Source organism: Mesomycoplasma lagogenitalium (genome assembly GCF_029854295.1).
Lineage (GTDB): Bacteria > Bacillota_I > Bacilli_A > Mycoplasmatales > Metamycoplasmataceae > Mesomycoplasma_A > Mesomycoplasma_A lagogenitalium.
Map to the genome: position 1 here is coordinate 220316 of NZ_CP122979.1, position 23246 is coordinate 243561.

The 23246-nt window shown below is 24.6% G+C and carries 15 protein-coding genes; 11 read left to right on the forward strand and 4 right to left on the reverse strand.

What is annotated here, in order from left to right:
* Positions 1-657 precede the first annotated feature (657 nt).
* From gyrA to QEG99_RS01005, 5 genes are all read left to right on the forward strand, one after another.
* Positions 658-3243 (forward strand): DNA gyrase subunit A, encoded by a 2586-nt coding sequence (gyrA, locus tag QEG99_RS00985; protein WP_280102145.1) that lies wholly within the window; start codon positions 658-660, stop codon positions 3241-3243.
* A gap of 93 nt (positions 3244-3336) precedes the next feature.
* Positions 3337-3975 (forward strand): hypothetical protein, encoded by a 639-nt coding sequence (locus tag QEG99_RS00990; protein ID WP_280102146.1) that lies wholly within the window; start codon positions 3337-3339, stop codon positions 3973-3975.
* A gap of 68 nt (positions 3976-4043) precedes the next feature.
* Positions 4044-4862, forward strand: a complete 819-nt coding sequence (locus tag QEG99_RS00995; protein WP_280102147.1) for a hypothetical protein — start codon at positions 4044-4046, stop codon at positions 4860-4862.
* Positions 4863-4969: 107 nt separating this feature from the next.
* The gene (locus QEG99_RS01000) at positions 4970-5623 is read left to right on the forward strand and encodes a hypothetical protein (RefSeq protein ID WP_280102148.1); all 654 of its coding nucleotides are present in this window, start codon (positions 4970-4972) and stop codon (positions 5621-5623) included.
* Positions 5624-5631: 8 nt separating this feature from the next.
* Entirely contained in the window at positions 5632-6429 is a 798-nt protein-coding gene (locus tag QEG99_RS01005) for a hypothetical protein (RefSeq protein WP_280102149.1), read from the forward strand.
* Between the two features lie 40 nt (positions 6430-6469).
* Here the strand turns inward: QEG99_RS01005 and QEG99_RS01010 are convergent, their stop codons facing one another.
* Complete coding sequence (locus tag QEG99_RS01010) at positions 6470-8230, reverse strand: hypothetical protein (RefSeq protein ID WP_280102150.1); 1761 nt, start codon at positions 8228-8230, stop codon at positions 6470-6472.
* Between the two features lie 287 nt (positions 8231-8517).
* Here QEG99_RS01010 and QEG99_RS01015 point away from each other — a divergent pair, with 287 nt between their 5' ends.
* Positions 8518-9633 carry an HAD family acid phosphatase gene (locus tag QEG99_RS01015; protein ID WP_280102151.1) on the forward strand — a complete coding sequence of 372 codons (1116 nt, stop codon included), beginning with the start codon at positions 8518-8520 and terminating at the stop codon, positions 9631-9633.
* 51 nt (positions 9634-9684) lie between these two features.
* On the forward strand, positions 9685-12555 hold the full coding sequence (locus QEG99_RS01020) for a hypothetical protein (RefSeq protein WP_280102152.1): 2871 nt from the start codon (positions 9685-9687) through the stop codon (positions 12553-12555).
* Between the two features lie 97 nt (positions 12556-12652).
* Here QEG99_RS01020 and rpsO read toward each other — a convergent pair whose 3' ends face one another.
* Together rpsO and tpiA are read right to left on the reverse strand one after the other, a co-directional pair.
* Positions 12653-12919, reverse strand: coding sequence for a 30S ribosomal protein S15 (gene rpsO / locus QEG99_RS01025; protein WP_280102153.1), 267 nt, complete (start codon positions 12917-12919; stop codon positions 12653-12655).
* Between the two features lie 95 nt (positions 12920-13014).
* Entirely contained in the window at positions 13015-13746 is a 732-nt protein-coding gene (tpiA, locus tag QEG99_RS01030) for a triose-phosphate isomerase (RefSeq protein ID WP_280102154.1), read from the reverse strand.
* Between the two features lie 144 nt (positions 13747-13890).
* Between tpiA and QEG99_RS01035 the strand changes: the two genes are divergently transcribed.
* From QEG99_RS01035 to QEG99_RS01045, 3 genes are all read left to right on the forward strand, one after another.
* Positions 13891-16041, forward strand: coding sequence for a 5'-nucleotidase C-terminal domain-containing protein (locus tag QEG99_RS01035; protein WP_280102155.1), 2151 nt, complete (start codon positions 13891-13893; stop codon positions 16039-16041).
* Between the two features lie 124 nt (positions 16042-16165).
* Positions 16166-17737 carry an ABC transporter ATP-binding protein gene (locus QEG99_RS01040; RefSeq protein ID WP_280102156.1) on the forward strand — a complete coding sequence of 524 codons (1572 nt, stop codon included), beginning with the start codon at positions 16166-16168 and terminating at the stop codon, positions 17735-17737.
* Positions 17728-19341: an ABC transporter ATP-binding protein gene (locus QEG99_RS01045; RefSeq protein WP_280102157.1), complete on the forward strand. Its 1614-nt coding sequence runs from the start codon at positions 17728-17730 to the stop codon at positions 19339-19341. The genes QEG99_RS01040 and QEG99_RS01045 overlap by 10 nt, the downstream gene beginning before the upstream one ends.
* A gap of 39 nt (positions 19342-19380) precedes the next feature.
* Here the strand turns inward: QEG99_RS01045 and QEG99_RS01050 are convergent, their stop codons facing one another.
* Positions 19381-21933: a P68 family surface lipoprotein gene (locus QEG99_RS01050; protein WP_280102158.1), complete on the reverse strand. Its 2553-nt coding sequence runs from the start codon at positions 21931-21933 to the stop codon at positions 19381-19383.
* Between the two features lie 273 nt (positions 21934-22206).
* Here QEG99_RS01050 and dcm point away from each other — a divergent pair, with 273 nt between their 5' ends.
* Positions 22207-23166, forward strand: a complete 960-nt coding sequence (gene dcm / locus QEG99_RS01055) for a DNA cytosine methyltransferase (RefSeq protein ID WP_280102159.1) — start codon at positions 22207-22209, stop codon at positions 23164-23166.
* Positions 23167-23246: the final 80 nt, after the last annotated feature.

Below are 23246 nucleotides of genomic sequence, written 5' to 3' on the forward strand. Positions count from 1 at the left end.
AAAGTAAAATAGTAATATAGTAAATCGAAAGGATAAATATACGAAAAACAAATTTAAAAATTATTATTAACATTAGGATGAACACCTACATTTATTTCATCTCTAGCAATTGTGGTGTCGTGTAGGAAAAAAGTATAAACAATTCAGCCAGCACAATCAGTGCCAACATAGTCAACGCCGGCGCAATCAGAACCAAATAAAACAGATGATACTAAAAAAAGGAAACTGGTCTAAGCTAAAAAGATAAAAAAGAGATGAAGCAATTGAACAAGTGGGTAGTGTTGTAGCGGAATTTGTTTCTGAAAAATTTCAAGATGGAGTTGATTAAAGCGGCTGATGTAATTGGAAATTATGTAGCCGATTAAAACATTCAAAAAGCAAAAGAAAAAGGTAAATAAACACTAAATAAATTAAAAGACAAACTTAAAAGAAAAGATAAAAAACACGAAGCTGAACAACAAGAAGGTTCAAACTAAGTAGAAAATTCATAAGAACCAAATCAACCATAATTAGTAATAAAAAACTATAAAAATTCAAAATTTAATTTTGGGTCTTTCTTTTTATTTAAAAACATAAAAAATAGCATTTTTTTGGTATAATTTTAAATATTTATAAATTATATTTATAAAATTTATAAAAACTCAAAGGAGTATTAATATGTTTTTAGATGAAAAAGAAGAAAAAGATAAATACATAATTGAAGATGAAGAAATTAAAACTGTTTTTAAAGAAGAAAAAATAGTTCAAGAACAAGATGATGAAGAAATAGCACCACAAGATAAAGATGAATATGTTGTTAGTTCACAAATTATCGATTCTGAAATTAATGGAATAATTCCTAAACAAATTTCAGATGAAATGCGCTCATCATTTTTGGAATATGCAATGTCAGTTATTGTTTCAAGAGCGCTTCCTGATGCTCGTGATGGTCTTAAACCAGTGCATAGAAGAATTTTATATGGAATGAGCGAACTAGGTATCACCAGTTCTGTGCAACATAAAAAATCAGCGAGAATTGTTGGGGATGTACTAGGGAAATATCACCCTCACGGTGATTCTTCGGTATATGATGCTATGGTTCGTATGGCTCAAGATTTTTCTTTAAGATATCCTTTAATTGATGGGCATGGAAACTTTGGTTCAATTGATGGTGATCAAGCAGCAGCAATGCGTTATACTGAAGCGAGAATGTCTAAAATTGCTATGTTAATGGTTGAGGGTATTAAAAAAGATACCGTTGATTTTATGCCTAACTATGATGGCTCTGAATTTGAACCAACAGTTTTACCTGCTAAATTTCCTAATTTACTAGTTTCAGGTGTATCAGGAATTGCCGTTGGAATGGCAACAACAATTCCTCCACACAATTTAAAAGAGGTTATAGATGCTACAATTGCATTAGCTCGAGATCCGGAAATTAGCATTTATAAATTAATGGATCATATTAAAGGTCCAGATTTTCCAACTGGAGCGATGATTTTAGGTCAAAGTGGAATTGTCAAGGCATATGAAACAGGTAAAGGTGCATTTACTTTAAGATCAAAAGCAAGAATTGAAGAGTTAAAAAATGGAAAAAGTAAAATTATAGTTTATGAAATTCCATATGAAGTTAAAAAACCTGTTTTAATTGAAAAAATTGCACAATTAGTTAAAGAGAAAAAAATCGAGGGAATTGCTGATATCCGTGATGAAACATCAAGAGAAGGAATTAGAGTAGTTTTTGACATTAAAAAAGGATTTGTTCCTGAAGTTGTTTTAAATCATCTTTATAAACAAACTTCATTACAAATTAGCTATTCAGTAAATATGACTGCAATAGTTAATGGTGAACCTAAATTAATTAATTTAAAACAAGCATTAGAAGTTTATTTAGAACATCAAGTGGATGTTTTTACTAGAAGATTACAATTTGATCTGAAAAAAGCAGAAGAAAGAGTTCATGTTTTAGAGGGTTTAAAAATTGCAATTGAAAACATTGATGAAGTAATTAAAATTATTAAATCATCTAAATCAGATGCTGAAGCTCAAGAAAAACTTGGAACAAGATTTGAATTGACTTCTATTCAAACCAAAGCAATTATCGATATGAGATTAAGTAGATTAACAGGATTAGCTGTTGAAAAACTTGAATCAGAAATGCAAGAATTGTATGAAAAAATCGCTGAAATTAAAGATATTTTAGCATCTAGAGATAAATTAATTGAATTAATTATTAAAGAATTAGAAGAAGTAAAACAAATTTTTGGAGATGAAAGAAAAACTGAAATAAGTTCCACAGAAATTGGTTCAATTGATGATGAAGATTTAATTCCATCGCAAGATGTGGCAATTACATTAACTGATAATGGTTATGTTAAAAGAATTAACATTGACGAATATCGAACACAAAATCGTGGAGGTGTTGGTTCTAATACAGCAACAACTTACGAGGATGATAATTTAAATTCAATTTTAATTACTAATACTCATACTGATTTATTAATCTTTACAAGTTTAGCTAAAGTTTATCGTTTAAGAGCATATGAAATACCAGAACAAAGTAAACAAGGAAAAGGAATTCCGTTTATTAACTTAATTAGCATTGAAAAGGATGAAAAAGTTATTTCAATGCTTTCAATAAATGAATATAAAGAAAACGATTATTTAGTAACTGTTTCTAAAAAAGGAATTATTAAAAAAACTGATATTATTAACTACCAAAGAATTAATTCTAATGGAAAAATTGCTTTAGGATTAAAAGAAGGCGATGAACTTCAAAGAGCATTTATAGTTAATGATAATGACGAAATTATTATCGGCGCTTCTAATGGACATGTTGTCCGTTTCGCTTCAAGCGATTTGAGAGCAACATCAAGAAAAGCAGCAGGAGTTAAAGGAATTAATTTAAATTCAGATGATTATGTTGTTGGTGCATCGCCATCATCTGAAGGAGAATTTATTTTCGCACTAGGTGAATACGGATTTGGTAAAAAAACTTTAATTGATGAATATCGAAAAACTTCTAGAGGAACTAAAGGGGTTAAAACAATTAATAGTTCTAAGGCAGGAAAATTAACATATATAGGAAATGTTAAAGGTGATGAAGAAATTTTAATTTTAACAAAACAAGGAATTGCTATTAGAACTTCATTAAATCAAATTCCTGAAACTTCAAGAAACACCAAGGGTGTTAAAATCATTTCGTTAAAAAATAAAGATAGTATTAAAGCCCTGGCTAAAATTGATTTAATAGCCGAAAAATAGCGAAAAAGTAGCCAAAATGACTACTTTTTTTTTTTTTTTCATTTCACTATGATAATTAATTATATAATTAATATATAAAAATAAAGGAGGAAAGTGAGAAAAAAAATATTAAAATTTTCTTTAGTTCCAATTATTGTTGTAGGGATTTCGCCATTAGCAATTTCTTGTTATGAGCAAGAAAAGTCAACTAATTTAGATGAAAAACCAAATTTAGACAAAAAACCAAAAATTCATTGATTAGATTCTGAAAATAACAAAACAATTATTAAATGAAAAACATTTTTAGAAAATAATGAATTTGACAATTTACAAAACCAAGTGTTTAAATTTTCAGAAGATTTAAATTTTTTACAAAAAGTCTATTCGGTTAACAAAGAATTATTTGAAGAAGCAACTAAGTCATTAAAATTCGTGCCAATTCCCATACCAGAAAAGGCAATTCCTTTTTATACTGCCGAATCGTATAAATGATGAATGTATGCTCAAGTACACTCGGTAAAAGCGGAACAAAAAGAATTTAAACAGTTATTTGATAAGTATTATGAAGTAAATGGAGATAAATTTAAATTAAAAGACGGATTTGATATTGATAATCCTGATGTTAAAAAAGATTTAGATAGATTAGAATATATCGGAATTACAATTTATGATAAACAAATTCCATTAATTCAATATCATTATCAACAATTATTAAAAATTAGCAATGATTTAAATAAGATAAATTCGCAATAAAATGTGATTTTGCTATTTAAAAGTAATGCTAAATTGATAAATAATTATTTAAAAAAATAAGGAGAGAAATGAAAAAGTTATTAAAATTTTCTTTAATTCCAGCAAGTGTTTTGGGCGCATCGCTTTTTGCAATTTCTTGTAATAATGAAAATAAAGAAGAAATTAAAACACAAAAAGGTTCTTCTGTTTCAGTTAAAGATCAAATATATGATTCCCCACTTAAAGGATTAGGACAAAGTGTTCAAGATGTTGTTCTTTCATCTGTTAATGGTTCGGGTCAAAGCGTTGAAGATGTTGTGCTTTCATCAGTTAATGGATCAGGACAGTATGTTGAAGATGTTGCATTTAATTATGAAAAAGGAACTTCTGTTTCTGTGCAGGCTGAGGTGTTTGAAGAATCTCAAATAAAACTTGAAATAATCGGAAAATGAAAAACATTTTTAGAAAATGATGAATTTAGCACATTAACAACAAATATTTCAACATTTTCAAATGATTTAACCTTCTTACAAAAAGCTTATTCTATTAACAGTTCACTGTTTGCAGAGGCTGAAAAATCATTAAGTATGCTTCCTTTTCAATTACCACCTCAATTAAAGGGTTACTATACAGCCGAATCGTATAAATTTTGAATTATTGCACAAATAAAATCGGTAAATTCTGAAAAAGAACAATTTGAAAACTTATTTAATAAGTATTACCAAATAAACGAAGATGGTGTTTCATTAAAAAATGAAATCAATATTGAGGATGAAACTACTAGAAATGAATTAGCTAGATTAGAATATATCGGAGTTACAATTTACAACAAACAAATTCCATTAATTCAATATCATTATGAGCAATTATCAGCAATTAATAATTCTTTAAATAATCAAAATTCTTAATAATTTTAAATTAATAGTTCTAAAAAAACAAAATGTTAAAATAATTATGTATAATATTATATTGTAATTATAATAAAATTAGTGTTTTATAAAAAACGAGGAGAAATATGAAAAAAATATTAAAATTTTCTTTAGTTCCATTAACAATTTTTGGAGCAGCAACAATCGCTATTTCTTGTGGTGATGGAAATAAAGATTACGATAACGAAAAAGCTAAAAAAGCGTGATTAGAAAATTCAGAAAAAGGTCAATTAGTTAAAAAACAAAAAGTATATTTTAACGATGCTACTAAATTTGCTAATTTAAAAAATGAATTATTGACTTTAATGACAAGTGAAGTTGATCAAAAACCATTTTTAGAAAAAGCATATGAAACTGAAAAAGATTTTTTCAAAAATTTTGAAAAATTTGTAACAGAAAAACTATCTAATTATCCAGAAGAGAAAAAAGGGATGTTAGTTGTTATTAATTATGTTACATTTATGTCTGTTCAAATTGCAGCGGCTGAAGAAAAACGCGATGAATTAAATGCATTATTTGATAAATACTTTACACTCGAAAATAATGAAATGAGATTTAAAATCGATGTAAATGGTAATTATCCAGAACTCGATAGTGATTTAGCAAAATTAGAAACATATGCACAAGCTTTAGAAAAATATGTAACTTTAATTAATCAACACTCAGATAAATTAAAAGAAATTTCTAAATCATTAAATACACAAGCAGCCACAACTACAAGTAGCACTAGTGCTTCTTAATAATGAAAATGAAAAAGTTATTAAAATTTTCTTTAATCCCCATTAGTATATTGGGGATTTCTTCTTTAGTCATTTCTTGTAAAGAACAAATTTCAATTAAAGGATCAGGGCAAAGTGTTCAAGATGTTGTTCTTTCATCAGTTAGTGGATCAGGACAGTATGTTGAAGATGAAATATATGCCACTTCAAAAGGAACTGGACAGTATGTTGAAGATAGAATACTTTCATCTGTTAATGGGTTAGGTCAATTTGTAGAAAATGAAAAAGTTTATACAATCTCTGAAGAAGATCAACAAAAATTAAATTTATTAAAAGAAGAAAAACTTTTAAATACTCAAAAATGATTTACTTTCATTTCAGAAGGAAAAGTGAATAAATTAGAAACTGATTTAACATCAATTTTACAATCCTATTCTGGTGGAATGATGTTTATAGCAAGGGCATTTATAACTTATCCAGATAAATTTAAAAAATTTGAAGAAGAAGTTGCTAAAAAAATACCGAAATACGGAATTAGTACTCAAGTTTTAATACTTCTTTATAATCAATTTCTAAGTAGTGATTTAAAAATAGTTAAAGAACATATAACTGAATTTAATAATTTATTTAATAAATATTTTGTCATTGAACAAGAAAAGGTTAAATTCAGAAATTTATATAGTGAAATTGAAAATAAAGAAGAATTTAATAAAGAATTAGAGAGATTATTTACTATTACTAATGATGTTTTTGAAATAAGATTAGCATCACTTGAAACCAATTTTGCTAAACTTACTGAAATTAAAAAGATGTTAGATGAAAATTAGTGGTATGAAAAAACCAATTTCAATTGCGAAATTGGTTTTTTTATTTATCATTTTTTAAAACGAAGTTATTTTCTTTCAATAAATTTAATAAATCTAATTTACTAATTCATTCATTTATCTCTTTTGAATTAAATTTTAATACTTGATTTTTATCTGGTAATTCCTCTTTTTTATCAAAACTTTCGATTTTTGATAATAATTTCATTATATTAATTTGATCAACTGAATTTTCTTTATTAATAATTTCAGTTCTTGAAGGTAAATTACTTTTATCATTTATTTTTTCTCAATTTAGTAAAATTAAAACAATTCTATTTCATTTTTCAACATTACTTTCATTCATTTTAAGTATTTCATTTGTTAAAGGAATATCGTTTTTATCTTTTAGTTGAGAAACTAAATTTAATAAAATTAATTTATTAATTAATTCATCCATTAAATGTTCTTCCAAATCTAAAATCTCTGTAATTTTAGGTAAATCGTTTTTATTTTCTAATTTATTTGTAATACTTAAAATTTGTCCGATTTTTTGTAAATAAATTGCTGGGGTAATGTTTTGTGAAACTAAAATTTTTTCAGGAATTTTTAAGTTATTTTCCATTAAATATTCAAGAGCATCAATAATATAATCTTTTTTAATTAAATCATTATTTTGTAGCGAATCATTAATTAATATTAGTAAAAAATTTAAAATATTTGCATTTTTATTTGAATAGTCATATCTATAATATTTATAAATAGAATCTAATAATTTTATAAATTTAGAATCATTTTCAATTTTGTTAAGAATGATTTTATTATAATCAATTTTAGAAGTTCCTTCGTTATATTTTATAAAATTTCTAAAATTGCTTAAAAATAATTTTTTATTATCTTTTAATAAGCTAAATAAATTATTTTGATATTCTTCAATAGCATCATTATTACGATATTCTAAAACTTCACTTTTGCTAGGATAATTACCGTTATCATTTATTTGTTTATAAAGTTTTAATAATTCTAATTTAATATATAAATCAATATGAGTTTGGTAATTTGTTTCTATATTTTGTAAAACATTTTCTCTAGTTGGTAAATCAGCTTTATCTTCTTGTGATTCAATTAAATTTAATAATTTTATTGTATAAAATCACGAAAATACAGTTTGTTTAGTGCTGTTTGATTCAAAAATATTCATAGATAAAACTTTATCTAGATCAGGTAATTTACCTTTATCCTCTTCTTTTAAAATTAAATTTCATAATTCTAGTCTTGCGATCATATTTTTTACATCAGTATCATTCATTTCTAAAATCACTTTTCTAGTAGGCAATTTATCATTAGGATTTTTAGAAATAAAATCAATTAATTGCATTTTATTTTCTCAAAGATTTAATTCTGATATATTTAAATTTAAAATTTTTTCTCAAGTAGGTAAATCAGTTTTATCACTTTGACTTGAAACTAACTTTAATAAATATAAGTATTTATCATAAGAATTATCGATTGTATAATCATTTTGCTTACTAAAAATAAAATCTTTTTTTAGAACCTGTTCAATTTTAGGTAAAAATGTTTGATCTTGTTGTTTTTTCATTCATAAAACAAAATTAATTTTATTTATTCAATCATAAGATTGTTTAGCATCAAAGTTTAAAATTTCTTTTTTATTTAATTCTAAAGTATTAGAATTTGAACCAATTTCAACAGTATTGGTTTGCTCATTTCCTTTCTCTTTGTTACATGAAACAATTGTGTAAGATGTTGTTAATAGTGATGCAACAATAATTGCATTAAATATTACTTTTTTCTTTAATTTCATGCTCCTATTATAAACAAAAATGTAAAAATTAAAATTTTTTCTAAAAAAGTTAAAAATTAATAAAATTTTATGATTATTGAATTATTTTTTAATAATAATCTGCTATTTTAATATAATTCACTAATAATAATTAACATTTTACAAATAAAATTCATTTATTAAGATATTTATTAAAAATAAGATTAAAAATTACTAATATTTATTTTATTAAGTTTATTTTAAATAAAAGTTTTATAATTAATATATATTAATATATATAATTAAAAAAATAAATTAAGGAGAAAAAAATGAAAAAAAGAAAATTATTTATTCCATTATTAGGGGCAACAACTGTAGTTGCTTCTGTTGGTACTGTAATATCTTGTCAACAACCTCAAAATTCAGAAAGTCAAGCTGTTGTTGATAATTTAAGATGAAATTCAGGTGTTTGAAATACAGTTTCAGCTGAAAAAGATGCTATGACTATTAATTTGTATAATGCCGCTAAAAAACAATTTGATGAAATGATTAAGCAAACTGATATATTAGAATTAGATAAAGTTAAAGTGGAAAATGATAAAGTAGTAGTTTCTAATACAAGCGATAATAAATCTATTCCTGTAGTATTTATGGATATTGATGAAACAGTTTTAAACAATTTTGCTTTTCAAAATTATTTAGTTTTAAATAAAGATGTTTATAACTCTAAAAATTGAAACGCTTTTATTCAAGATAAAAAAGCAATTAAAATAGCAGGAGCAATTGAATTTATTAAATATGTTTATTCAAAAGGTGGAGTTGTAATGTATAACTCAAATCGTGAACAAGAAAATCAGTTAGTTCCTACTAGAGAAAATTTAATTTCAGAAGGTTTAGATGCTAAATACTTACCAGATTGAGTATTTTGAATGCAAGGAGTGGATTTAAGTAAAACTGAAGCACCTTGAAAACACATTAAAAAGGATAGTAACGGAAAAAGAATAAAATCTGAAAAAGAAGAAAGAATGAATTTAGTTAATGAAAAAACTTGAGATTTAAGTGAATATAATGGCTCAGGTAATAAAATTTCTTTTAAAACCGTTATGAGAGTTGGGGATAATTTTGATGATTTTAACGATATTGCTTCTGGTAAAAAATTAAATCCAGAACGTAATAAAGTTTTAAATGACACCGGAAAATTATTTGGTAATTTCGACATAAGTGTTAAAGGTGTTAAATATAAGAAAAACGAAAATGGTCAAGTTATTAAAGAAGATGAAACTTGATCTGAATCATATGTTTTAATAGGTGGAAATTCCTCTTATGGAGGTTGAGAATCTGGTCTTGCTCAAAACTTTTATGGAATTGGTGCTGATAAACAAGTAGAAGCACTAACAAATGCATTAAAAACTAATTTATGAATACCCAAAACCCCAGTAAAATAAAAAATAAAACTAGCAAAATAAATACACACATTTTTTGCTATTAAGGAAAAAATGAAAAAACAACAATCAAAAAAATTTCCTTTATTATTATCATCAATGTCAATTCCGTTGATTTTAGTTTCTTGTTCAACTATTGATGATGATAAAAATAAAGATGAAAATATAAGCAATGTTGATAATAAAAAAAATGATCAACCAAAAAAGGGAGAATTAACTCAAAATCCTAATAAAAACAAAACTAAAATTGAAGAAAAGCCATCTGAAAAAGATTATGATTTAACTTTAAAAAATAATCAAAACAATTTAAGTTTTGAAAATAAAGATATTCCAAAAACCAAAGACGAATCAGATTTAAAAGATAAACAAGAACAAGAAAACAACCACAATATTTTTTCTAATAGTCAAAAAAGCGAACAAGATAATACTTCCAAAAGCGAAATAAACTCAAATCCCGCTATAGATAATAACGAAAAAATAGAAGAAAAACAAGAAACTAATAGTGGTGATAAAAAAGAATCAATTGAAAGCAAAGAAAATTTCAATGAAGTTAGCGAACAAAAAGAGCAAGAAACAAAGGATTTAACTTCAAAAAACGATCAAAACATTTCCAGTTCAGAAAATAAAAATATTTGAGATACAAAAGAAGAATTAGATACAAAAAATCAAATCGAAAATAAAGAAAAAGTAAATCAAAATACTGAACAAAATAATACTTTTAAAAGCGAAATAAGTTCAAGCCCTGATATAGATAATAACGAAAAATTAGAAGAAAAACAAGAAACTAATAGTAGCGATAAAAAAGAATCAATTGAAAGCAAAGAAAATTCAAATACTAAAATAGAAAAAGAAAACGCCAATGAAATTAATAATCAAGAAGAACATAAAGATAGTAATTTAGTTTCGAAAACTGATCAAATCAGTTCTAGTTCTGAAGATAAAAACACTCAAGAAACTAATGAGAATTTAAAAACAAAAACTGAAATTGAAAATCCTGAATTATCAAATAATAATTTAACAGCTAAAGAAAACCAAGAAAAAAAGGATGAAAATTCAGACAAAGTAAAATCAAAAGTTGAAATTAATCCGTATTGAGCTCCTAAATATGATGAAGATAAAACTATTCACTTATCTACATTAAAATCTTATGAATCTGAAAAAAGAAGATTATCTCAGTATTTTGGGTATTCAAATGCCGTTCCGACTGGTTATTATTTAGAAGCGGGTAAAAAATATGAATTTCAAGTTACTTTAAGTTCAGTTCCAAAATCAAGTGGTAGCGTTTTACTTTATTTAAAACAGGTTGGATTAACTGAAAACAGTAATTTCACTTCATTAAATCCGAGAAACTATTATTTAAGTCAATTAGAAAACAAAATCGTTGTTGATTTAACTAAAGATAAACACGGATATGCAGTATTTTTAAGTAATTTTTCAAATGAGCCTCTATCTGTAAAAATCACTAATTTAAATAATGAAAATTCTTGAATTGAATATCCTTTTTACATTCACGATGAAGATCATCCTGAACTTTTTTGACAATACATTCAAAAAATAAAAGAACAAGTTATCATTGTTGATGGTAAAGATGGTAAAAAAGATACACAATTAAAAGCTCCAGCAACCTTTTTACAATTTTCCAACCCAATTAATGGAGGGTTGCAAATTTCGTGAAATTTAAAATGATCAATATCAACATTTATTGAAAAATTAAATTTAGATACAGAACAAAAAGCAACTGAATATGCAAAAAATCTTAATTCAGTTATCAAAAATTGAGTTACAGAATTAGATTTATATAATGGTTTAACTGTAGATGATGAAGATGAATTACAACAATCAACAAATTTACCATTATTTATTTCAGCTAGCGACACAGTCGTTCAACCATCTTCATACTATGCCTATTTTAACTACATACATTTAGCACCGGCATTGGTGAAAGATATTCTTGTTGAACCTATGAAAATTTATGATTGAATTATTAACCATGAAAAAGGCCATACAATTGACCAACAAAGAATCGTTATTTTAGAAGTAACAAATAATATGTATGCATTATATGCATCTTATTTAAAATTAAAAAAATTAATAGATGAAGGTAATTACAATCATAAAAAAGATTATAATTCTGTATTCAATAGTAATTTTTGAACACAACACAATATTTTATATAGATATTTAAATTCCAAATTTGATAATAAACCGATTAATACACCGTTTGTAAAAAAATCATCAAAAAACAATACTCCATTTTATCCCGTTTATTCTTGATTTATAACATCACAATTTGTTAATAAATTAGACTATAAAACATATGATTATAGATCAAGTCCATTTACAGAAGAAGATGCAAAAATTCTTGAAAAATATGGAATTTGAGGAGCTGTGCAAAGATTATTAAGGGATCAAAAAAATATTTTAAAATATGATTCTGATAATTTAATTAATAAAATATCAAAAGAAGATTTATTCCCTTATCTTTTTACAATCGTTAGTGGTTATGATTTTTCAGATATTTTTACTAAATACGGTCAAGATGATATTAATCCTGATGTTATTAAATTCACCTCTAAATATCCTAAATTAGATAAAAAGATCGAATATTATAATTCCAATGGTGAATTATTTTGATTAGAAAATAAACCAGCTTTTAATAAAGATACTAAACCAGTAATTAAATATGAATATTCTTATGAAGCAATTGTGTTAGATGTTGAATTTGAAAATAAAACTGATATTGATAGTGCAATTGCTTATGAATTGTATGTTGATGGTGTTTTAAAATCAATAAATAGTGGATATAAAATCGTTTTACACGATACTAACAAGGATTTATATGGTAAGAAAATAACTGTAAAAGCATATGATCACAAATTAAACGAAAGTTTAATGAGTGAACCCATTATTTATAATCAAAAATAAGCACAAATAATTGTGCTTTTTTATTATTTTTATTGTAAAAAAAAAAAAAAAAACTCAAATAAAATTATTTAAATTCCATAAGAGTTTTTTATTAATATTATTTTCTAATTTTTAGTTTTTCAATTGTAGATTTATATGAATTAAAATTAGTTTCTTTTAAATAAGCTAATAATTTTTTACGCTTATTAACTTTTGCCATAAATCCACGTTTTGAATGTTTATCTTTTTTATTAACTGTAAAGTGCCCTTTTAAAGATTCAATATCTTCTGTTAAAATAGCGATTTGCACTTCAATTGCTCCAGTGTTTTTTTCATTTCCACCAAATTCAACAGTTAATGCTTTTTTACGTTCTTTTGTAACCATTTATGATTCTCCTTAAATTTAATATTTAACCCCAGCAAAAACTCGAACACTGTTTAAACCGAGAGAAAATTTTTTTATAATTATAACATATTTTTTTATTTATTTAGAGTTAATAATTTAATAAATGATTCTGGTTTCAATGAAGCCCCACCAACTAAAGCCCCGTCAATATCTTTTTGATTCATCAATTCTTGGATATTGGCCGGCGAAACTGAACCACCATATTGAATAGTAACATTTGCTGCAGTATTTTTTCTAATAAATTCACAAACATCTTGTGCAATTTCGGCAGTAGCGGTTTTTCCTGTTCCTATTGCTCAAACTGGCTCATACGCAATTATTATTTTTGAAAAATCATTAACATCTTTTAATGATCCTTTCAATTGTTTTAAAATAACTTCTTTAGTTTTCCCTGCTTCATACTCTTCTAAAGTTTCTCCAACACAAACAATTGGTGTAATCCCTTCTTTTAATGCTTGGTGAGTTTTTAAATTAACAGTTTCATCTGTTTCATAAAAATATTGTCTTCTTTCTGAATGTCCTAAAACGACCATTGAAACATTTAAATCCTTAAGCATACTTGCTGATATTTCTCCAGTATATGCTCCTGAACTAAAATTCGAAAAGTTTTGTGCTACAGATTTTAATTTATCATTTTTATTAAATAAATATAAATTAGTAAAAGGTGCAGCAATCCCGAAAACTATTGAATCACTAATTTTTTCTTTATTATTTAAATATTCAGTGTTAAAAACATCTAAAAATTCTTTTGTTTCTTGAGAATTTTTATTCATTTTTCAATTACCAATAATAGTAAGTTTTTTCATTTTTTATCTCCTTAATAAGCTATAAAAATTATACTAAATTTTCATAATTTTCTATTATTTTATAAATTAATTTAAAAATCAAAATATTTAAATAATAACTTTATATAATTTATTTATAAAATTTAAAAAATAAGGAGATAGAATATGAAAAACTTTAAAAAAATTTTAACATTAGGATCAATTTCATCAGTTGCAGCAATCCCTTTTTTAATTGCTAGTTGTCAAAAAACAGATACAGAAGATTCGCAAAAGAAAATTAAAGAGTTAGAAGAAAAACTTAAACTTTTAGAGCAAAAAACTAAAAATCTAGATGCATCTAAAGTTAGAGAATTATATTTTTCTACTAATGATCAATACAATAATTTATTAGAAGCGTTATCAAAAAAAACTGGAGAAATATTTAAAAAACTTGATAAAGAAAAAGATAAAAATAATATCGACAAATTAAATCAAGAGTTATTAAATATTTATTTTCAAGCTAAAGTAGAATTAACCCCTTTAGTTCAAGAGATTAACTATTTATTTAAAAAACTTAAAGAACTTGAAAAAGATAGTAAAGTTAAAACAGTAAAAATTTTCCATACTAACGACGAACACGGAAGATTAAAATATGATGCTGGTAAATATAATTTATATTCAGGAATGGAAAGAACGGGAAAATATTTAAAAAATATAAACCGAGATTTATTAATTTCTGCTGGAGATATGATTCAAGGATTGCCACTATCAGATTCGGATAAAGGTGAAACAATTAGCAAAATTGCTAAATACACAGGTTATGATTCAGTAACAGTAGGAAATCACGAATTTGATTATGGATTAGATCATATTAGAAATTTAAATGAACAAACATCAAAATCAGAATTTGGTAGAACAATGCCATTTATTTCTGCAAACATCGTTTGAAAAGATTTTAAAGATGTAGAAACTAAACCAGATGGTTATAGTCAAGAAAATGTTGGAAAAAGAGTATTTAAACCATGAATTATTAAAGAATTAGATAACAATTTAAAAGTTGCAATTATCGGTTTAACTACACCAGATACTCGTTATACTTCCCATCCAAAAAATTCAGAATTGGTAGATTTTGTTGAACCGGTTGATGCAGCTAAAAAGGCTATTGAAGAACTTAAAGTTGCTCATCCAGAAATTAATTTTGTAATTATTTCTTCCCATTTAGGAACAGGAAGAAATACAGTTGAATGAACTTCAGAATATTTAGCTAAAAATGTTGAAGGAGTTGATTTGGTAATCGACGGTCATAGTCATACTTATGTAAAAATTCACGATGTTGAAGGAACAAAAGTTAAAGTAACACAAACGGAAGCTTATACTAAATATTTAGGCGATATTGATTTAACTTTTGACACAGAAACAGGAACAATTGTTGATGTTAAACAACAATTAAGAGATATTTATCAAATTACTGTTGCTACAGCGGATAATAATGATTTATGAATTGAAGAATTAGAGAAAAAATTTAATGAAATAAATAAAGTAATTCAATTTACTTCTCCTGGACATTTTAAACATGTAGAAAGTCAAATTATTGGACAAACACCTTATTGAATAGGAAGAATTAAGCCGACATCTTTAGGGGTTTTGGCATCTAATGCTCTTGCATGAGAATTTGTAAAACAAAAATCATGAGAAGCAAAAAGTAATTGAGAAGCTGCAACATTAGATAATTTAGTTGGACTAACTAATGGTGGTGGATTAAGAACAGATTTAAAAGAAGGGCAAATTTCTAGAGGTGATATTTTAGGAATTAGTCCATTTGGAAACAGAATTTCTGCCGTAAGAGTTAAAGGTGATACTTTACTAGAAGTAATTAAACACGGTGCTTCTAAAGGAAAAAGTGGAGCTTACGGTCAATGAAGTAGTAATGTTTCCTTTACAATCAATGTAGAAAAAGAAGAAAAAGACAATCAAACAAATTGAGTATGGAAATTAGATGAATCATCTGTTAAAATTAATGATAAAGCAATTGATAATAATAAATATTACTACATTGTTACAAATGACTTTATTTTAGCAGGTGGTGATGGTTATAAAATGCTAGATATTTCAAAAGCTAACGAAAAAGCAGAATTAGCATATGAAGGAAATGAATATATTAAAACTTTAATTGAATATGCTAAAATTTATTCTAAAGATTCATTAACTCAAGAAGAAAGTCAAGCATTATATGGTCACAAATTAAGCGACTATTTAACAGGAACATTATTTAATAAACAAGTTGTTAATATTCCTCAAGAAGCAAATCCGGAAGCAAAAGCACTTGAGGCAAATTAGAAAAAGTATACATATGTAAAAAGCATAAACTTCTTATTTTTGGATTTTTATGCTTTTTTAGTTCAATTTCTTTTATTTTTTATATTTTTTTATATCATTTATACAAAAATAGAAAGGAGAGATAATGACTAAATATTTTAAAAATGCTAAGTTATTATTATTTTTTGCAATTGTTGTTTCGTTAATTGCAGTTGCATTGCCATCGGTTTTAATTTATTTTATATCAATATTTATCGATAATGTTACATTAAATAAAATTACTGACTTTGAAAATAATTCAATTATAATAATTGCAATTTTAGGTGTTTTAAGCATTTTATTTTTATATTTATCTTACTTTTTAAAAGATAAATTAAAAATGAAATTTAATGTTCAATTAAACAAAAATATTACAAATGTAATTTCTAATTTAAGTTCTAAAGAAGTTGAAACAAATAAATCAGGAACATATTTATTTTGATTAAAACAAAGATCGCAAATTATTTCACAAACAATTTTTGATTTAGGTTTTACTTTTATTAATATGAGTTTTTCACTTTTATTTTCACTTATTGTTTTATTTTTTTTAAGTTGAAAAATCGCCTTAATCGGGCTATCTATTACAATAGTTTGTGCATTTATTCCGTTATTTCTTTCATCGCTTGCTGGAAATTTGCACGCTAAATTTAATGATGAAAGTGAAAAAAATATTTCATCTTTAAAAAATTGCTTTGATAGTTTTATGATGCTTTATTATTTAAACAAAGAGGATAAATTCACCGAAAGAGCTAATCAAATTTTTGAAAAAAATTTAAATTTAGTAAAAACTAAACAGAATAAAGTTATTTTGTTAGAAATTATAAATTCATCATTTTTATTGATTGCTGATATATCATTTTTTATAGTTTTAGGATATTACATTTATTATGAAAATGCAGGAATTGGTCTTTTATTTACTATCCCATCAGTTTTTTCAACTTTAATTTATTTTTTCAGAATTACTATTTATTTTTTCCAGCAGTATGTTTCAACTAAAGAATACATAAAATTATTTGCTGATGTAAAAGAACATAAAATTGAAAATAAATTGTTGGAATTTAATAAACTAGAAATTAAAGATCTTCATTTTAATTACGAGGATAAACAAATAATTAAAAATTTCAATTTTGTTTTTGAAAAAGGAAAAAAATATGCTATTATCGGACCATCTGGAAGTGGTAAATCTACTTTTTTAAAAATACTATTAAAAGAAATAGAAGAATATCAAGGTAAAATTCTAGTTAATAATCAAGATTTAAAAAATGTTGATCTAAAAGTTTGAAAAAATAGTTTTACCTATTTAGATTCAAAAGATTTTATCTTTAACGATACTGTTTATAACAATGTTTCATTGTGAGAAGAAAACAAATTTGAGAAAGTAAAAGAAGCACTTATAAAAGTTAATTTAAAAAATGTGGATATAAACGATAATGTTGATAAAATCATTAATTTATCAACTGGTGAAAGACAAAAAATAAATTTTGCTAGACATTTTTTTAGAGACAAAAAAGTTCTTTTTTTAGACGAAGCCCTTGCTAATTTAGATAAAGAAAATGTTATAAATATTGAAAATTTATTACTAGAAGATCCATCACTAACATTAATTAATGTTACTCACCATTTAAAAGAACCACAAAAATATGATTATGTAATTAACTTGGAGGATTTATGAAATTAATTTTTAAATCTAGTTTCAGCACAAGCATTTTTTTACTATTATTTAAAATTTTAATTTCATTATTGCCTTTTGCTATTATTATTTTAACTGGTATAGCAATTGATGTGCTAATTAAAGAAAAAACAATTAGTAATATTGAACCTTTTTACGGATTTTTAATAATTATTGCAATAGTTTGTTTTACATATATTTTAGATTTAATAAATAATTATTTTTATTATTCTTTAAGCAATAAAATGCAAATTCTTTTTGCTAAAAATATTGCTAATAATTTAGTAAAACAGTATAAAGAAAGTACATTTAAAGGAATAAAAAGTTATAATTCTTCAGAATTTTTTACAAATGTATTTCAAAATTCTAACAATTATTTTACTTCTATTTTTGATAATTTTAGTAATATTATCTCTTCTTCTTTAATTTTAACAATTTCATTAATAACTTTAGCAATTGATAGTTGAATGGCACTTGTAATTTTATTAGTTGCTTTGATTTTAGTTTTAATTCCTAATATAATTTCATTTAAAAAAACAGAGCAATATCAACTGGAATTACAGGAAAAATTTGCAAAATTATTAGAAAAAACTGATAATTTATTAAACGGTTATTCTAGACTTTATTACGCAAATAAAGAACATTTATTAGAAAAATTTTTAGCAACATATATTTATGATTTTCATAAAACAAATTATCTTAAAAATCGTTTAGAAACTGTTAATTCGTTTTTTTCATCAGGAATATTAAAGGCAATAGAATATGGCGGAACTTTGGTATTAGGGATTTTAATATTAAAAGGTGATTATGGAATATCTTTAAGTTCATTATTTATTTTTAGAAATATTTTAAATGAAAAATTTAGTAATGAACTTACTTTAGTATTTAGTTCTTTTAGAGTTTATTTAGCATCTAAAAAACTTGTAAATGCTTTTGATTTAAAATTAGAAAAAGAAACAAAAGAATCTATTGATTTAGAATTTAATACAATTGAAATAAAAAATTTAAATTATAAAACAAGCGAAAAAATTATTTTTAATAATTTCAATTACAAATTTGAAAAAGGCAAAAAATATTTAATAATAGGACATTCTGGCTCCGGAAAATCTACTTTATTAAAATTAATATTAAATGAACTAGAAAATTATGAAGGAACAATTGAAATTGATCAATTAAATATTAAAAATATTGATTATAAGCAGTTAAAAAGCAATTTATGTTATTTAGATTCGCAAAACTTTGTTTTTGACGATAATATCAAAAACAATTTAAGTTTATGAGAAAATGATGAAACAAAAATTGATAAAATTTTAAAATTTATTGAATTTGATAAGGAACTAGAAAAAGAAATTATTGATTATAATTTTGATAGTTATAATCAGTTATCGTTAGGGCAAAAACAACGACTAGCGTTTGCAAGATTATTATTTTATGAAAAAGATTTTCTTTTATTAGATGAATCTTTTTCTAATTTAAATAAAAAATTATCAAATAATTTACTAAATAAATTAATTGATAGTGATAAAACAATTATTTACGTTTCGCATCATATTGACGAACAGGAACAACAATTATTTGATTATGTAATTAATCTTGATAAATTAAATAAATAAAAACAAACTACTAAAATTCGATAGTTTGTTTTTTTATAACTAATTTTTAAAACTATTACCTAATGTAATATTTAATACTCTTATAAATTCATCAAATGTTTCAGGTGCTTCTCCGTCTGCAGTTTTGTTCATATATGCTCCAAATGCTTCATCGATTGATCTTTTAAATGTTTGCGATCTTGAATCAGCCGGATCTTCATAGATGGTGTATTTTGCTTTTGTTTTAGGATCTGAAGCCAATTTAAATGATTCAAATGCTATTTTGTTAAAATCATTGTATCAAGATGGTGTTTCTTGTAATAAAACATCTTTAGTTGGTACAATAAAACTTGCGTGAGCTGCAAAAACTTCTAAAGGAGTTAGTTGATTGTATTCTTTATGTCCGATTTGTCAATCTAATTTTTCTGAAATATATCATTTAACAAAGTTTATTGTAGCCAAATCTTCTTTTTCATTTGCATGTATTGGTATTAATGATGGACCTTGTGATAAAACGATATTTTGTTTATCATCTTTTTCAGAAATAAACGCATCTTTAAGTGACAATAATTCATTTTCTTGTAATTTTTCTGTATTATTTGCTTGGTATTCTCTAAATCCACTTTCAGTTAATGAATTTGGATCATAATCACCTTTAAATCATTTAGCATCTATAAGATATATATCATAACCACGTTGTTGTCCGGCTGGGATAATTCAACTTTTAAATTTTTGACCCATTTGATCAGGTTTTAATCCACCATCGGTTGAATAATATCCAACAACTGTATTTGCACTTTTTCCTTGTGTTAATTTTTCAACTTCTAATTTTGTTTTTTCATCCGCTTCTTCATTATATTTATAATCGTAACTATTTTCTTTTCCTTCGGGTTTAAAATTATTTTTACCTTCAGATCCAAAAAATAATGTATATTTTCATTCTCTGTTTACTGGTTTAATATAAGCAATTGCCCCTTTATTTTTATCTTCGGCGGTAGGTGCTATCAATTCATAAGCATATTTTGCATCGACTATTTTTTCAATTATTTTTCCTTTTTCATCAATTGATGTAAAAATTCAGCTATAGGACTTATCGTTATTTCGATAGAAATTATGGACATACCCGGCTGTTGAGTTAATAGCAAAAGCAAGTTTGTGTGCTTTTAACATACTGGATGAATAATCTGCTGATGTTCTAATAAATAATGCTTGTTCATTTAATAATTTAGCAATTTTATTAAAATTTTTCTCAAAGATTTTATTTTGTTCTGTTCCCTTTTTTCTAACATCATTATAGTTAACTGAGGTTTTATCATCAGTTAGTCCAAAAATAAATTTGCTATAGTCTCCATCAACATCAGATAATGCATTTTTATATAAAACATTTGAAATTGTATCAATACCTAGTACATAATCAGCTTTTTTATTAATTGGTTTTCCAGCTTTATCGGCATCTGGAAATGCTTTTTTAATTCTTGAAGCTAAATCAAATAGACCATCATAACTTTCAAATGATTCTTTTGAAAATTCAAAACCAGCTAATCCGCCATTTTCTTTATTTACAGCTTTATATTCTCCTCAAATTTCTTCTACTGAAACTTCATCAGCTGTACCTTGTGTTTTAATTTTGTTGAAAAATTCTTGATCTGAAGTTTTAATTGTTGCTTTAATCCCATTATGTTCAGTAGCTTGTTTGATAATATAAGCAAAAACTGGCATATTAACTGTTATAGCTTGTGAATATTTATTAAAAGGAATTAATCATAATGAACTTTTTGGATCTCTTCCATTTTCTGTGCTTTGTAAACCAGCAATTTGATAGTTAGAAGCTAAAAATTGATCTGAAAATATTTCTTTAGCCTTTTCCAATACTCCAACTGCTTTTTGCGCCTCGGTTTCACCGGCTAAATCTAAATGCATATTGTATTTTAATAATGTTGCAACTACATTTGGATAATTTAATGTTAAGTTATATAAATCATCTTTTGATTTTGCAGGTAATTTTGTATTTAATTGACTTTCTAATTCTTGGTATCCGCCATTTAATTGAGTTATTTCGATTGGTAAATATCCATCTTTTTTATCTTTTACTTCTTGTTTGTTGTTTCATGCTTCAATTACAGCATCAAGTGCGGTTTTTAGCACACTTGTGCTACCGAAAGTAGAAGCAAATTTAATTTTTTCATCATTAATTTGGTCAAATCTGGAATAAGTATAATTTATATTTTTTGATTCTGTATCGGTGTCAATGCTGTTTTTATTATTTTTTTCCTCTTCTACATTACCAGAACCATTTAATTTGTTTTTATCAGGATCATTTTTTTTAGTATTCGGATCATCGGTTTCTGTTTTGTTTTTATCTGGATCGCCTTTTTTAGTATTTGGACCATCAGTTTTTGTTTTGTTTTTATCTATAAGATTTACAGTAATTTCTCCATTTTTAATTGAATTTAAAATATTTTGATAAGCTCTTTGATAAGCTTTATCATAAATTTCATTTTCATTAGTTGAATTACATGAAATTGTGCTGTAAATCGATGCACACATAGCAGAAAATGCTAGTGAACTTAATAAAATTTTCCTTTTAATTTCCTTATTTCTTTCTTTTTTCATACTTTAATTATATGCAAAATAAAATAAGCTAAAAAAAAAAAAAAAAAAGTCGATTTTAGCCATTTTATTTAGCTAAAAAAGTAAATAATTTTTAATTCTATTTTTCTAAAATTGATTTAAAATTATTTGAATAACTATAAAATAATATTTAGAAAAACAACTTACTGGTCAAAAACCCAGATTTTCTATAATAGAAAAAATAATAAAAAATATAATCATTATGCAGTGATTGATGTGAAAACAGGTGAAGTTAAATAAATATAAGGAGAAATTTTGAAAAAATATAAAATAGCAAGTTTTTTTGCGGGAGTCGGCGGAATTGATTTGGGTTTTCAAGAAATAGGTGAAATTGTTTATGCAAATGAATATAATTTAAATTCAATTAAAACATATGAATTAAATTTTCCTTTAAAAGTTGATTTTAAAGATATAAAAGAAGTTGACGAAAATAAAATTCCAGATTTTGATATTATGTTAGCAGGTTTTCCGTGTCAAGCATTTTCGATTGCTGGTAAAAGGCAAGGTTTTGAAGATGAAAAAGGAAGAGGTAATTTATTTTTTGAACTAGAAAGAATATTTAAAAACAAAAAGCCAGAAATAATTTTTTTGGAAAATGTTAAAAATTTATTTTCCCATGATAAAGGCAATACATTTAAAACGATTATTAAGCATTTAGAACAAGAAAATTATTATGTAAAATATCAAATTTTAAATACCATGGAATATGGCAATATTCCTCAAAACAGAGAAAGAATTTATATTGTAGCATTTAAAAATAAAAATCATTATGACAATTTTACTTTTCCTAAAAAAGAACAATTAAAAATTACAATTAATGATATTGTTGATATAAACGAAAGAGTTAATCCTAAATATTTTTATACAGAAACAAATTTTAAATATTATGAAAATTTAAAATCACAAATAGTAAAATTTAATACCGTTTATCAATGAAGAAGACAATATGTGAGAGAAAATAAATCATCAGTTTGTCCGACTTTAACAGCAAATATGGGAACTGGCGGTCATAATGTTCCTTTAATTTTAACTAATTATGGAATTAGAAAATTAACTCCTAAAGAGTGTTTTTTGTTTCAAGGATTTGATAAAAATTATAAATTAGCAAACATAGCAGATTCTCATTTATATAAGCAGGCGGGTAATTCAGTTTCAGTTTCGGTAATAAAAAAAATCGCTAGCGAGATTGAAAAAGTTATTAAAATGCATTCTTAAACTACAAAATTAAGTCAATCAGCAGTAAAAAACTTAAAATTTTGCATTTTTTACTGCTGATTTTACTTTTATTTGGAATT